This is a genomic window from Aquamicrobium zhengzhouense (genome assembly GCF_016124105.1).
Lineage (GTDB): Bacteria > Pseudomonadota > Alphaproteobacteria > Rhizobiales > Rhizobiaceae > Aerobium > Aerobium zhengzhouense.
Genome location: NZ_JADGMQ010000016.1, coordinates 1 through 12,560 on the forward strand (window position 1 = coordinate 1; position 12,560 = coordinate 12,560).

A 12,560-nucleotide genomic window follows, 5' to 3' on the forward strand; every position below is an offset into this window, starting at 1 on the left:
GAACCCGTCCGGATCGGCAAGGCTTGCCGCATACCACTCAAGATACGTCTCATTGTCGATCAGCGCGTCCGTCTTCCACGCAGACTGGACAGGGTGAACCACCGGACCCGACATTTATTCGCTCCAACTTTTCAAACAAATTGCGATGTTGGCGCATCGTTGCGTCGCTGGACAACGCAACGATGCGCCTTCTGGCCTGGCTCATTGCCAGGCCCCCGCCCAACCAGGATCAGATTGCCAGATATTCGTTGCGCAACTGGGCGTCGTCGAGCAGCTGCCTGGCAGTGCCGGTAAAGACGATCTGACCGGTATCCATGATGACGGCGCGGTCGGAAAGGCGCAGCGCCGCCACTGCGTTCTGCTCGACGATGATCGTCGTGATACCACGCGCCTTGATGCTCTGGACGATACGTTCGATCTCCTGAACGATAACCGGCGCCAGACCTTCATAGGGCTCATCAAGCAGGAGAAGCTTCACCTCCCGTGCCAGAGCGCGCGCCACCGCGAGCATCTGCTGCTCGCCGCCCGACAGCGTGACCGCTTCCTGCTTCCGGCGCTCGGCAAGACGAGGGAAATGGTCGTAAAGTTCCTCGATGGTCATGCCGTGACCCGGTGCTACCTGCGCGAGGATCAGGTTTTCCTCAACGCTCATTCCCTGAATGATGCGCCGGTCTTCAGGAACGAGCTGGATGCCAGCACGCGAGGCCTGCCAGGCTTTCTGGTTGTGCAGCGGCTTGCCTTCGAGCCACACTTCGCCAGCGCGAAGCTCGGGATTGTCGAGGCGCGCAATCGCCCTGAGCGTCGAGGTCTTGCCCGCACCGTTTCGTCCCAGAAGGGCGAGAATCTCGCCCTTCCGCAGGTCCAAATTCACACCCTGGACGATATAGCTTTCGCCGTAATAGGCGTGGAGATCGCGCACAGCGAAGAACTGATCCTGTGCGTTGGCCTGGATTGGGGTGGCCGTAGCCTGCACTGATTGTTCGGTCATGACGTTCATTCCACGCTCCCGCCGAGATAGGCTTCCTGCACGCGCGGATCCTCCTTGATTTCCTGTGGCAGGCCCGACGCGATGATGCGCCCCTGAGCCAGCACCGAAATCTTGTCCGCCAGGGAGAACACAACATGCATGTCGTGTTCGATGATGACCTTTGTCATGCCCCGCGACTTGATCTTTTTGAGAAGATCAATGGTCGTGTTGGTGTCGTGGCGGCTCATGCCAGCGGTAGGCTCGTCAAGCAGTAGCAAGCGCGGCCGCTGGATGAGGCACATGGCAAGTTCAAGGCGCCGTTTGTCACCACGCGAGAGCGAGGCGGCATTGTCCTCGAGGCGGCCGGTCATGCCGATATCCTCAAGCAGGCTCAGCGCTTCGTCACGGATCTCCGTTTCGGAATCAACAGAGCGAAGCATGTTGATCTTGAAGGCGCCGTCCCGTCGCGCAAATGCCGGTGCCATCACATTTTGAAGGACCGTAAGGTCCGGGAAGATCTCGGGCGTCTGGAAGACGCGCGAGATGCCCAGCTGGTTGATTTCATGCGGCTGCTTTCCGGTGAGCACGGTGCCGTCGAAGATGACCGCCCCGCTGGTCGGCGGAAGCCGGCCGATGATCACGTTGAGCAGGGTGGACTTGCCGGCACCGTTCGGACCGATGATGGCGTGGGTCTTGCCTTCCTCGACCTGGAGATCGACGTCGGACAAGGCCCGAAGCCCACCGAACTGCTTCTGTACGTCTGCCGCATGAAGGATGATGTTAGGTTCTGATTGTGCCATGACGGATCACCCTATTCTGCTGGCTGCGGCGCAGGCGCCGGACCGGTTCGCGGCTTCTTCCTGTCGAAACGCGCCGCCACGCGCTTTGCCCCTTCCACCAGTCCGCCCGGCAGGAAGACGACGATCAGCACGAACATCAGGCCGAGCGTCAGGTGCCATCCCTCGCCAACAAACTTGGACGTGACGGTCACCATCAGGGACTGGATCCCGTCAGGCAGGAACGAGAAGAAATTGTTCAGCATGTTGCTGTTGATCGCCGAGAAGATGTTCTCGAAATATTTGATCAACCAAGCGCCGACGATCGGGCCGAACAGTGTTCCGACACCACCGAGAATGGTCATCAGGACGACGTTGCCGGATTCGGTCCAGCGCATACGTTCGGTACCGGCCAGCGGATCGGTGACGGACAGCAATGCACCCGCGAGGCCAGCGATCATTCCCGACACCACGAAGGCCGCTAGGGTGTACGGCTTGGTGTTGAAGCCGGTGTACATCATGCGGGTCTGGTTGGACTTGATGCCGCGCAGCGCCATGCCAAAAGGCGAGGCGAAGATCTTCTGCGATATGAAGAAGATCACGATCAGGACAATGGCGGTCAGGTAGAAGCCGCCATAACCGCCGAGCGTGGTACCCAGGAATGTCGGTGTCGGCAGGCCGGAACCGTAGGTGACGCCGAACATCTTGTCGATGTAGCGCGGATCATTGCCGGCAAGCAGAAGACCCGTCTCGCCGTTCGTCAGCGGCGTCAGCACCGAATAGGCCAGGCTGTAGCACATCTGGGCGAAGGCAAGGGTGAGGATCGAGAAGTAGATGCCGGTCCTGCGCAGGCAGAAATACCCGATCACCAGGGCAAAGAGGCCCGAGATGATGACGGCGAAGATCATCGCCGGCAGGATATCCATGGTCAGGAGCTTGAAGGACCAGACCGCGGTATAGGAGCCGATGCCGACGAAGGCTGCGTGGCCGAACGAGAGGTAACCCGTCAGGCCAAACAGGATGTTGAAGCCGACTGCGAAGATCGCATAAATCGCGAATTTCTGCATCAGGCCCGGATAGGCGGCGCCAAAGGGCGCCAGCCAGATCGGCATGGTCAGGACGATGGCCGCCAATACGACAAGCGAGGTAAGATCCTTGCGGGAAAGTGAGAACATGGTGGATCAGCTCTCCATGACACCGCGGCGTCCCATCAGGCCGCGCGGGAGCACGAGCAGGATGATAACAGCCACGAGATAGATGATGACCTGGTCAATGCCCGGGATCAGCGACTTGATCTCCGTCATTGAAGCGATCGACTGCAGAATTCCGAGCAGGAAGCCGGCAACGACAGCCCCAGGCAGCGAGCCCATTCCACCGACAACGACGACGACAAAGCTGAGCACAAGGAAGTCCATGCCGAGATGGTAGTTTGGCGGCAGGAGCGGCGTGTACATGACACCCGCGACACCGGCGACGACGGCGGCAAGGCCGAAGACGATCGTGAAGCGGCGGTCAATGTCGATACCCATCAGGCCCACCGTCTCACGGTCGGCCATGCCGGCGCGCACAACCATGCCGAAGGTCGTGAACTGGAGAAATGCGAAGACGCCGCCGATGACAAACAGCGAGAAGGCGAGATAGATGATGCGCCACCACGGATAGGTCAGGGTGCGCGGCTCAAGTCCGAGCAAGATACCAATGTCAGCCGCGCTGCGCAGATCGGTCGGGATCGGCTGCGGGTACGGGTTGGCACCGAAGAATGCCTTGACAACCTCCTGCAGGACGATCGCGAGGCCGAACGTGACCAGGATCTGTTCCGCATGGGTGCGCTTGTAAAAATGCTTGATGAGACCGCGCTCCATCGCGATGCCGATTGCCAGCATCGTCGGGACGGCCAGGATTAGGGAGATCGGCACGGAATAGTCGACCATGACCGCACCAAAATCACCGAACCAGTTCTGCACCAGCGGCGTTCGCACCTCGACGGGTGAGCCCCAGGGGGTCAATTTGGTGGGATCGACGGTAACCGTTTCGATCGTGATCAGATACCGGAAGGTGACGGCGCAAAAGCAGCCCAGCATGAACAGCGCCCCGTGCGCGAAGTTCACCACCCCAAGAGTACCGAAGACCAGTGTCAGGCCAAGAGCGATAAGCGCGTAAGCGCCGCCCTTATCCAGCCCGTTTAGCAACTGGGCTAACATCGCAGTCATTGATTTATCCTCGATGCGAGTTGCGACGCATAGGCGCCGGATATGCGGTTCTACCCGGCGGCCGTAGGGCCGCCGGGCGAACTCTCACATCAGCACTGGTTTGGCTCGTAAGGGCCAAGCTCCCCTTCGAAGATCGACGGATCGTACGTCGCCTCTTCCCTCGGCGTCTTGCCGATGAGGTTGAGAACGTCGAACCGGCTCGACGGGTTCTCATTGCCGCGCACCACCAGGACTTCCTTCATGCACTGGTGATCTTCGGCGCGGTAAAGGGTCGGGCCGTTACCCATTCCGTCGAACTCGAAGCCTTCAAGGGCCTTGATGACTTCCGGCGGGTAGAAGGTGCCTGCACGCTCGACAGCGTCGGCGTAGAGCAGCGCCTGGACATAGCCCGTATGTGCGGACTGTGACGGCGGCACGCCGTATTCTTCACCATAGGACTTGGTGAACGCCTGGCTGCCGGCATCGTCAAGCTGCCAGTTCCAGTTCTGGGTACCGATGATGCCCTTCACCGCATCGCCAGCACCAACTGCCATCAGCTCGGAGAACATCGGAACGATGATTTCGAACTGCTTGTCATTAGCCATGCGCTCACGCAGGCCGAACTGAACTGCCTGCGGCAGCGAGTTCACCATGTCGTGGCCATAGTGGTTGATGATGAGGATGTCGGCGCCGGAGTGCGCGACAGGCGTGAGGTACTGCGAGAAGTCGCCAAGGCCGAGCGGCGTGCGGATGGCAGCTACCGTTTCCCAGCCAAGCGCTTCGGTGGCGGCCTTCATCGAGGCTTCCTGCGACCAGCCCCAATTATAGTCCGCCGTGATGTGGTAGGCGCGGCGCTCCTTGCCATATTCACGTTCCAGGATAGGCGCGATTGCGATGCCGGTCTGGTGCGCGTTGAAGTAGTGGCGGAAACCGTAGCGGCGCTTGTCCTTGCCGGTGGTCTCGTTGCCGTGCGTCAGGCCGGACATGTAGATCACGCCCATTTCCTGGCAGAGCGACTGCTGGGCCACGGCTTCACCGGTGGTCACGCAGCCCGTCACCATGATGACGCCGTCGCGTTCGATCATGCGGCGGGCACCGTCGCGGGCGGCGTCGGTGTTGGTCTGGGTATCGCCGGTCACGTATTCGACCTTGCGGCCGAGAACGCCGTTACCCTTCAGCGTCTTGGGGCTGAAGGTGTTCAGGAGGCCGCCATCGCCTTCACCGTTCAGATGCTTGATGGCGAGCTTGTAACCGCTGAGCTGCTCCAGACCTTCTTCAGCATAGGAGCCGGTCTGCGGAACGTTGAAACCGAAGATGATCTTGCCGACCGTGTCGGGGTTATTACAGAAACTGTCAGCCCACGCGCCCTTGGTAAAGAAATACGGTGTGCTGAGCGCCGCAGCGCCCAGACCGGCCTTCTTGATCAGGGTACGCCTGTTCATATGAAACTTGGTCATACTTTCTCCTCCACGCGAGCCTCATTCTCCCACTCGCGATCAAAGTCTGACATAATTAGTTATTATCTCAACAATCATTTGACTTGACGGGATTATTTTGTAAAAAACTCGAATTCTGTAAAGTTTATTTTGTAAAAAGCTTTGACAGTTGAGCGTCAGGACACCCATAGGAACGCGCATCAGGCGCAAGCGTCTTGCCTCCGGCATGACCCAGACGGCGCTCGCCAATGCGCTGGAAATATCGCCGAGCTACCTGAACCTTATCGAGAACAATAAGCGCGCAATCGCGGGCAAGCTGCTGCTGCGCATCGCCGAGCGCCTCGACATTGAAATCGAATATCTGACCGAAGATGGCGGGCAGCAGAGCCTTGCCACGGTGAGCGAGCTTCTTGCCGACCCCATCATGCGCGGGCTGGAGGTGGAGCAAAGCGACATACGCGAGATCGTGAACCGGTTTCCGGAGTTCGCGTCGGCGCTGACGCGGTCATACCGTGCCTATACGGATGCAACCGCGAATATCGAGGCGCTGCACCATCGCCTGAAGTCGGACCCGTTCCTGTCCGAATTGCTACACGAGATCCTCAACCGCGTTGCAGGCCTCAAATCTTCGGCAGAAATCGTCGCGACAACGACAGACCTGATGAAAGAGGACCGCAGACGTTTCGCGTCCACGATCTACAATGAAGCGCAGGATCTCGTGCCGACCCTGCAAAGCCTGATCGGCTATTTCGACGAGTCGGCAAGCCTGCAGCACAAGCCCGTCTCGCCTCTGAACGAGGTCGAGGACGCCGTCATCGAGGCGAACAATTATTTCCCGCTCCTGGAAAGCGTTGCCGAAGATCTGGCAAAAGATTTGCCGACCGAGCGGCCGCTGCAGGAAAGCTGGCTGAGCCAAAGGCTCAACGAGTGGTTCAATGTGGAGGTTCGTCTTAGTTCAGATGGCCAGGCCACACCCGCACCGGCGGGCAAGATTCTGTGGTTGCCGGAAGCCGCCTCCCCCGCAACCCGCATCTTTCGAATGCTGAGGATCTATGTCGACGAGGCAGCTGGCGCCGCGATCACGCGTTCACTAAATTCGCTTCCCCTCTCCTCCGAGGAAGCCCGCTCTATTGGCAGGCGCGCTCTTGGATCCTACCTCGCTGCTGCGATCATGATGCCCTATGATCAGATCCATGCTCTGGCAGAAGAGCGGCGATACGACATCGACCTGATCGCAAATCTGCTGGGCGCGGATTTCGAACAGGTTGCGCAAAGGCTGGTTTCGCTGCGCCGGCGCGGACAGGAGGGCGTGCCCTTCGGCTTCCTGCGCGCCGATCGCGCGGGCCGCCTCACGAAGCGGCTTCCTCTGCCCGGCCTCATCCTTCCTGCATCGGGGCATGGCTGCTTGTTATGGCCGATCTATCGGGCGTTCTCGTCAACGGACATCGTCCGCCAGGTCTCGGTGTTCCCGAGCGGCTCGCGCTTCCTGCAGATCGCGCGGCGCGTCAACAAATACCCGGGCAGCTACCGGCCTGACGCGCCGGTCTACGCGATCATGCTGTCCTGCGACGTTCTCCATGCCGACCGAACCGTCTATGGCCGTGCGTTTGACGGCGTGAGCGACAATATTCTGGCGGGCCCATCCTGCCTGCTCTGCCCGCGCATGGAATGCCTGCATCGAAATGATGTGAGGGAGTAAGGCCACCATCAGGACCCGAGGACCCTGATGGTTTTTGTAGTGCAGGTGCCTAAACCACGGAAGGCTGAGCGCAATCGCCGGGCCGCTCGGCGATTGCAGCGAACAGCTCGCTGTCTTCGCCTGTGGCCGCGTTCGGCGCCGTCAGCAGAACATCGCCATAAAAGACAGAGTTCGCGCCCGCGACGAGGCAAAGGATTTGCGCCTCGCGATTGAGCGCCGAGCGCCCCGCCGACAGCCGCACGGTCGATTTCGGCATGACGAGACGGGCCGTCGCCACCATCCGCACCAGTTCCAGCGGATCTATCAGAGGTCTGCCCTCCAGCGGCGTCCCTTCGATCGGGATGAGCGCATTGATCGGCACGCTCTCCGGATGCGGGTCCATATTGGCCAGAACATGCAGCATGCCGGCTCGGTCACGGATCGTCTCGCCCATGCCGATGATCCCGCCGCAGCACAGATCGACGCCGAAGGCGCGCACATTTGCCAGCGTTTCGAGCCGGTCTTCATAGGTACGGGTGGTGATGATCTTGCCGTAGAATTCGGGGCTTGTATCAATGTTGTGGTTGTAGGCCGTCAGCCCCGCTTCGGCGAGCCGCTCGGCCTGATGCGGCTTCAGCATGCCAAGGGTGACGCACGCCTCCATCTGAAGCGCCCGCACACCTTTCACCATCTCGATAACGGCGTCGAACTCCTTGCCGTCGCGCACCTGGCGCTAGGCCGCACCCATGCAGAAACGCTCCGCTCCCGCAGCCTTGGCGGCCTTTGCCATGTCGATCACTTTGGCCGGGTCCATCAACTTGCCGGGGGTCAGATCGACCTGTCGGTGATGGGCCGATTGCGGGCAATAGGCGCAGTTTTCCGGGCAGGAGCCGGTCTTGATCGAGATCAGGCTCGCCTTTTGCACCCGGTTCGGATCGTGGTGCTGGCGATGAACCGCATTTGCCCGCCCGACCAGTTCAAGCAATGGCAGATCATGCAGTGCCACAATCTGGTCGACCGACCAGTCGTGGCGGATCATTCCGTCGGCTTGCGTCATCAGGCACGCCCCCGAAGGCGACGGATCGATGCAGGCAGCACGGCGCTTCCAAAGGCAACAACGCCAATCTTGAAAAGATCACCGAGAAGGAACGGCAAGACGCCGACCGCAAGAAGCTTTCCAGCCGGAACATAAAGCGCGAGCCATGCGAGGCCGAGCCCGTAAACAGGCACCATTCCTGCGATCATTGCGCAGAAGCGGCCAAACGTGCCCCTGCCCTTCGCCAGCACTGCCACCATCCAGGTCGCGACGAGGTATCCGAAAAGGTAGCCGCCTGTCGGGCCGGCCAGATAGGCAAGGCCAATCCCGCGCTCTGGCGATCCGGAGAAAACCGGCAGCCCCGAAGCGCCGGCAGCAAGATAGGCGAGGAAAATCGACACCGCCATGCGCGGTCCGAATGCCACCGCAAAGGCCATGACCGCCATGGTGTGGAGCGTAATCGGCACCGGCCAGAATGGAACCTGAACCTTGGCGGCAAGTGTCATCAACGCGGCACCGCCGATGATTGTCATTACAATGCGCATGTTCAGCGCGAAGCGAGCTTGGACCTGTCCGGTCGCGAAATTGTTCATCATTGCCCTTTTGCATTTTATAGATAATTTGACGAATCTATCGCTAAAGGAATCCATAGATATGGGCGCAAGGCAACCGCGGCTTTGCCGGCCTTGTCTTTGGGCTAGAAAACTGAAGGTTGAGCGCGGGTGCGCGACGCCTATCGCGGCTTCTTTTGCCCGACGGTCTGGACGTGGCGCGTCAGGACCGAGGCCGCTATTTCCGCCTGACCGGCGCGCAGGGCGTCGAGGATGGCCCGGTGATCCCGGTCGGTGGGCGCTTCCCATTCGGCGCGCCAGCCCGAGAAGAGAAAACGGGCGCTGGCAGTGTGAAGATCATCGATCGCCTTGAGCAATCTCGGCATGCCGCAGGGTGCCAGAATGATGCGGTGGAACGTGCGATTGGCCTTTTCCCAAACCTCGACACTTTCCGCCCGATCCCCGGCTTTGTTGGCTTCTTCCGCCTGATCGAGAATGGCTTTTGTCAGGTGCGGAACCGCGTTGCGCAGTGCCAGCGCCTCCAGCGCCGCCCGCATCTCAGCCACTTCGCGCACCTCCTCAAGGCTGAAGCCGGCCACACGAACACCGCGACGCGGCTCGCTGACAACGAGACCCTGCGCTTCGAGCCTCCTGAACGCCTCACGCACAGGAACATGGCTGGTGCCAAACTCCTCGGCGATGTGATCCTGTCGCAGTTTCGTGCCGGCCTCGATCTGTCCCGCCACGATGCGGCTGGCGAGTTCCTTGCTGATCCGGGTGGCGATGGTATCTGATTTGGCGGTCGACATATTTTATAGATAATTGATCTTCTGCGCGCTGACGAGCTTTAAACCAAAGCACGCAGCAGCGATAAATTCGCATCAGAACGGCAACGAACGGAAGGTGTCGGCGCTGTCGCAGCGTAAAGCGGTCTATCTGATGAGGCCGCGAAAAGATACCAATCGTGCCGGGCCCCTTTGCGGGACGCACTTGGAGTGATGAGTTACGTTGCAGAACTTTTGAACGATTGTCGCTCGATGGCAGCGTCTGATCCGAAGGCTTCCTCGATCTGCTCACCTATATCGGCCAGTCGGGGCGGCTGCATCTGACTTCCCAAAGCACGGGCGCGAGATTTGTAGGACGCATCCTGCAGCAGGGTTTGCATAGCCCGCTTCGCCTTGCCTGTGCGCAGGAACCGATGTGAAAGCCTGATCCCGACCTGATGGTGGACGATGCGGGCGGAAATGCCAGGCTGATCGAAGGCAATCGGTGTGACCAGGAGCGGGGTGCCCGCTTCAAGCGCGTCCAGCACCGTATTCTGCCCGCCATGGGTCACGCAAATGTCGGCACGTGCGAGCACTTCTCTCTGGGGTACAAAATCCGTCACCCAATCTGCGCCCACCCTCGCCGCCTGATCCGGGCGCAACCCGCCGCAATGGGCGACAAGAAGTTGCGCATCAAGTTGCTTGCAGACCCGAGCGACCGCGCGAAACAGGGAAAACCGATGTCCTTGAAGCGTTCCCAGCGACATGAAGACGAGGGGCCGGTTCGGATCGATCTCCAGCGCGAAATCCTGTTTGCCGCCCACCGCCCGGATCGGCCCCATCTGCCACAATGGCCGCCCACCATCTTCGCGTGGAAAATCGAGCGCCTTCGGCATCTGCGCGATCGTGCCCAGTGGCGAAAGGCAATCTTCCAGCGTCTCTAGATTTTCGAGGCCAAAGCGTGCGGCCCATTTCCTGATCATCCGCCGCTGCGCGCTCAGGAGGTAGCTGGCAACCATCTCGCCACCGCGGTTTCGCTTGAGGCCCGCCTCGTCTGCCGCGTAGGGCCAGCCGAGATAGGGCGGTGGAATGCGCGCATCGCGCTCCAGCGGAAGCGCACAGGCAAGCGACAAATAGGTAATCTTCCTGTGTCGGGCCGCCAGCGCGCCCGCAGGCTCCATCTGATCCGCGATCACCGCCTCTATCGCCATATTCTGCAGTATTTCAGGCAGATGCTGGCATAGCGCGTCGGTAGCGGCAGCGCTGTCCGCAACGGTTTTGAGGACGCCTAAAATACTTCCGGGGCGTGCGGCGCGCCGAAGCAGCTGCTCCGTCGTCCTTCCGGATGCAGGCGGGATCAGCACACAGCGCACCTTGCCGGCCGCGAATGCCTCAGCACCTTCCTGCAGTACGAGGACTGCTTCGTGCCCCCGTTCTTGAAGAGCCGATGCCAAGACGCTGAAAACCTGGACATGGCTTGGATATGGCGGACAGATGAGTGCAATACGCAAGTAGTTCCCCGTCGATGCATTTCTTCTGCTGAACTTATTCAGTCGCGAATAGTTCTCTTCTCATGAGTTCATCGGTCGCTCTTTCTCGCCCTGCCACTGAGGCCGCATTTACGATCTTCGCCATCATCCTTTTCAAGGTTCTGATCCTACATTGGATCGGGCGTCCGTTGATCTGCGAATGCGGGGTGCTGAAGCTGTGGCAGGGCAGGCTCGACCCGCACCACAATTCGCAGCATTTTTCAGATCATTATTCGCTGCTTCATGCCGCTTTCGGCATCGGGCTGTTTCGCATTCTGGTCTGGCTGCGACCTGACTGGAGCATGGCTCGTCTCATGGTGGCGGTTGCTGCAAGCAGCGCGATCTGGGAAGTGATGGAAAACACGCCCTTCATCATCGAGCGTTTCGCCGCCTTTGGCAGCAATCTCGACTATCAGGGTGACAGTCTCGTCAACTCCGTGGGCGACACGCTGTTTGTCTTGATCGGTGCGTTCCTGGCCGCATGGTTGCGCCAGATGCCGGCCTTGATGCTGGCGCTGTGCATCGAGCTTTCGGTCTACCTTTTGATCGGCGACAGCATCGTTCACGGCATGCTGCGGCTCGTCGCCGGGCCAACAAGCTGAGAGGCAGCACCGTCCACACGTCGCAATCGCGCTGAACGCAGAGCCGCCAGATCGCTTGAACCCGTGCAGAAACATGTGATCTTCATCTGCATGATGATCGCGCGAAAATGGTCGATAACGGCTTCGGCTGAAAGAGTTGCCGCCTCGAGCGTTGCAGCAGCCTGCCCAACCAGATCTGCACCAAGGCGAATTGCCTTTGCTGCATCAACCCCGTCGCGGATTCCCCCGGAGCCGATGATGAACGCGTCGGGACACGCTTCACGCACCTCCGCAATGGCATCCGCAGTTGGCTGGCCCCAGCCGATGAAGGCGCGGGCAATCTCCGCTTGCATCGGTGTGCGGGCTCGCCCGGCCTCGACCGCTGCCCAGCTCGTCCCGCCAGCGCCAGCCACATCAATGATCGTAACCCCGCAATCGACCAGCTGTCGTGCGAGCCGTCCAGAGATACCCGACCCCACCTCCTTGACTGCCAGCGGCACCGTCAGCGCACGCGCCAGCTGCTCAATGCGCGTGAGAAGGCCGCGCCAGTTGCGGTCACCCTCCGGCTGAACTGCCTCCTGCAACGGATTGAGGTGGATGATGAGCGCATCGGCACCGACCATTTCCACCGCGCGCATGGCCTGATCATATCCGTAACCAAGGTTCAGCTGGGCAGCGCCGAAATTCCCCATCAACGGGATTGTGGGCGCGAGCTTTCGCAATTGGCTGCTGAGGCCCGCGATCCCGTCCGCCTCGATGGCCACCCGCTGGGAGCCGACCGCAAAAGCAATTCCAAGCTCCTCACAGGCTGTCGCAAGGTTGGCATTGATGAATTCTGCACGTTCCGGGCCCCCGGTCATGGAACTCACGAGCAGCGGCGCGCTTATATGTTTTCGGAGGAACTCGGTGCCGAGTTCAATCTCATCCATATTGGTTTCAGGAAGTGCAACGTGCTCGAAGACAAACCGCTCAAAGCCAGCGCTCACTGTCGAGGTAGCCCGTCCCGAAAGGACAATGTCGAGATGGTCGTTCTTACGGCTAATCGTCAATGAG

Annotated in this window: 11 protein-coding genes and 1 pseudogene; 2 read left to right on the forward strand and 10 right to left on the reverse strand. The window is 60.2% G+C overall.

Translation table 11 applies throughout. The annotated features are described in order from the left end of the window. Positions 1 to 229: 229 nt before the first annotated feature. The 5 genes from IOD40_RS17030 to IOD40_RS17050 all read right to left on the reverse strand — a co-directional run bounded on the left by IOD40_RS17030 (position 230) and on the right by IOD40_RS17050 (position 5,389). The gene (locus IOD40_RS17030; RefSeq protein WP_198477909.1) at positions 230 to 997 is read right to left on the reverse strand and encodes an ABC transporter ATP-binding protein; all 768 of its coding nucleotides are present in this window, start codon (positions 995 to 997) and stop codon (positions 230 to 232) included. Further along, entirely contained in the window at positions 994 to 1,767 is a 774-nt protein-coding gene (locus IOD40_RS17035) for an ABC transporter ATP-binding protein (RefSeq protein ID WP_198477910.1), read from the reverse strand. Before IOD40_RS17035 ends, IOD40_RS17030 begins: the two co-directional genes overlap by 4 nt. A gap of 11 nt (positions 1,768 to 1,778) precedes the next feature. After that, entirely contained in the window at positions 1,779 to 2,918 is a 1,140-nt protein-coding gene (locus tag IOD40_RS17040) for a branched-chain amino acid ABC transporter permease (protein WP_198477911.1), read from the reverse strand. A 6-nt stretch (positions 2,919 to 2,924) separates the two neighbouring features. After that, on the reverse strand, positions 2,925 to 3,953 hold the full coding sequence (locus IOD40_RS17045; RefSeq protein WP_198477912.1) for a branched-chain amino acid ABC transporter permease: 1,029 nt from the start codon (positions 3,951 to 3,953) through the stop codon (positions 2,925 to 2,927). A gap of 89 nt (positions 3,954 to 4,042) precedes the next feature. Further along, positions 4,043 to 5,389 carry a substrate-binding protein gene (locus IOD40_RS17050; protein WP_233714039.1) on the reverse strand — a complete coding sequence of 449 codons (1,347 nt, stop codon included), beginning with the start codon at positions 5,387 to 5,389 and terminating at the stop codon, positions 4,043 to 4,045. Positions 5,390 to 5,537: 148 nt separating this feature from the next. On the opposite strand from IOD40_RS17050, the gene IOD40_RS17055 reads away from it, so the two are divergent. Beyond that, on the forward strand, positions 5,538 to 7,067 hold the full coding sequence (locus IOD40_RS17055) for a helix-turn-helix transcriptional regulator (RefSeq protein WP_198477913.1): 1,530 nt from the start codon (positions 5,538 to 5,540) through the stop codon (positions 7,065 to 7,067). Between the two features lie 49 nt (positions 7,068 to 7,116). Here IOD40_RS17055 and bioB read toward each other — a convergent pair. The 4 genes and pseudogenes from bioB to IOD40_RS17075 form a co-directional block, all read right to left on the reverse strand. After that, positions 7,117 to 8,103: pseudogene (gene bioB / locus IOD40_RS17060) on the reverse strand (biotin synthase BioB). Continuing rightward, positions 8,103 to 8,678 carry a biotin transporter BioY gene (locus IOD40_RS17065; RefSeq protein WP_198477914.1) on the reverse strand — a complete coding sequence of 192 codons (576 nt, stop codon included), beginning with the start codon at positions 8,676 to 8,678 and terminating at the stop codon, positions 8,103 to 8,105. Before IOD40_RS17065 ends, bioB begins: the two are co-directional and overlap by 1 nt. Before the next feature lie 137 nt (positions 8,679 to 8,815). Further along, positions 8,816 to 9,442, reverse strand: a complete 627-nt coding sequence (locus IOD40_RS17070) for a GntR family transcriptional regulator (protein ID WP_198477915.1) — start codon at positions 9,440 to 9,442, stop codon at positions 8,816 to 8,818. A 194-nt stretch (positions 9,443 to 9,636) separates the two neighbouring features. Continuing rightward, complete coding sequence (locus IOD40_RS17075) at positions 9,637 to 10,908, reverse strand: glycosyltransferase (protein WP_198477916.1); 1,272 nt, start codon at positions 10,906 to 10,908, stop codon at positions 9,637 to 9,639. A gap of 62 nt (positions 10,909 to 10,970) precedes the next feature. Between IOD40_RS17075 and IOD40_RS17080 the strand changes: the two genes are divergently transcribed. Then, entirely contained in the window at positions 10,971 to 11,528 is a 558-nt protein-coding gene (locus tag IOD40_RS17080) for a DUF2585 family protein (RefSeq protein WP_198477917.1), read from the forward strand. Here IOD40_RS17080 and fni read toward each other — a convergent pair. Next, positions 11,489 to 12,556: a type 2 isopentenyl-diphosphate Delta-isomerase gene (gene fni / locus IOD40_RS17085; RefSeq protein WP_198477918.1), complete on the reverse strand. Its 1,068-nt coding sequence runs from the start codon at positions 12,554 to 12,556 to the stop codon at positions 11,489 to 11,491. The genes IOD40_RS17080 and fni overlap by 40 nt on opposite strands. Positions 12,557 to 12,560: the final 4 nt, after the last annotated feature.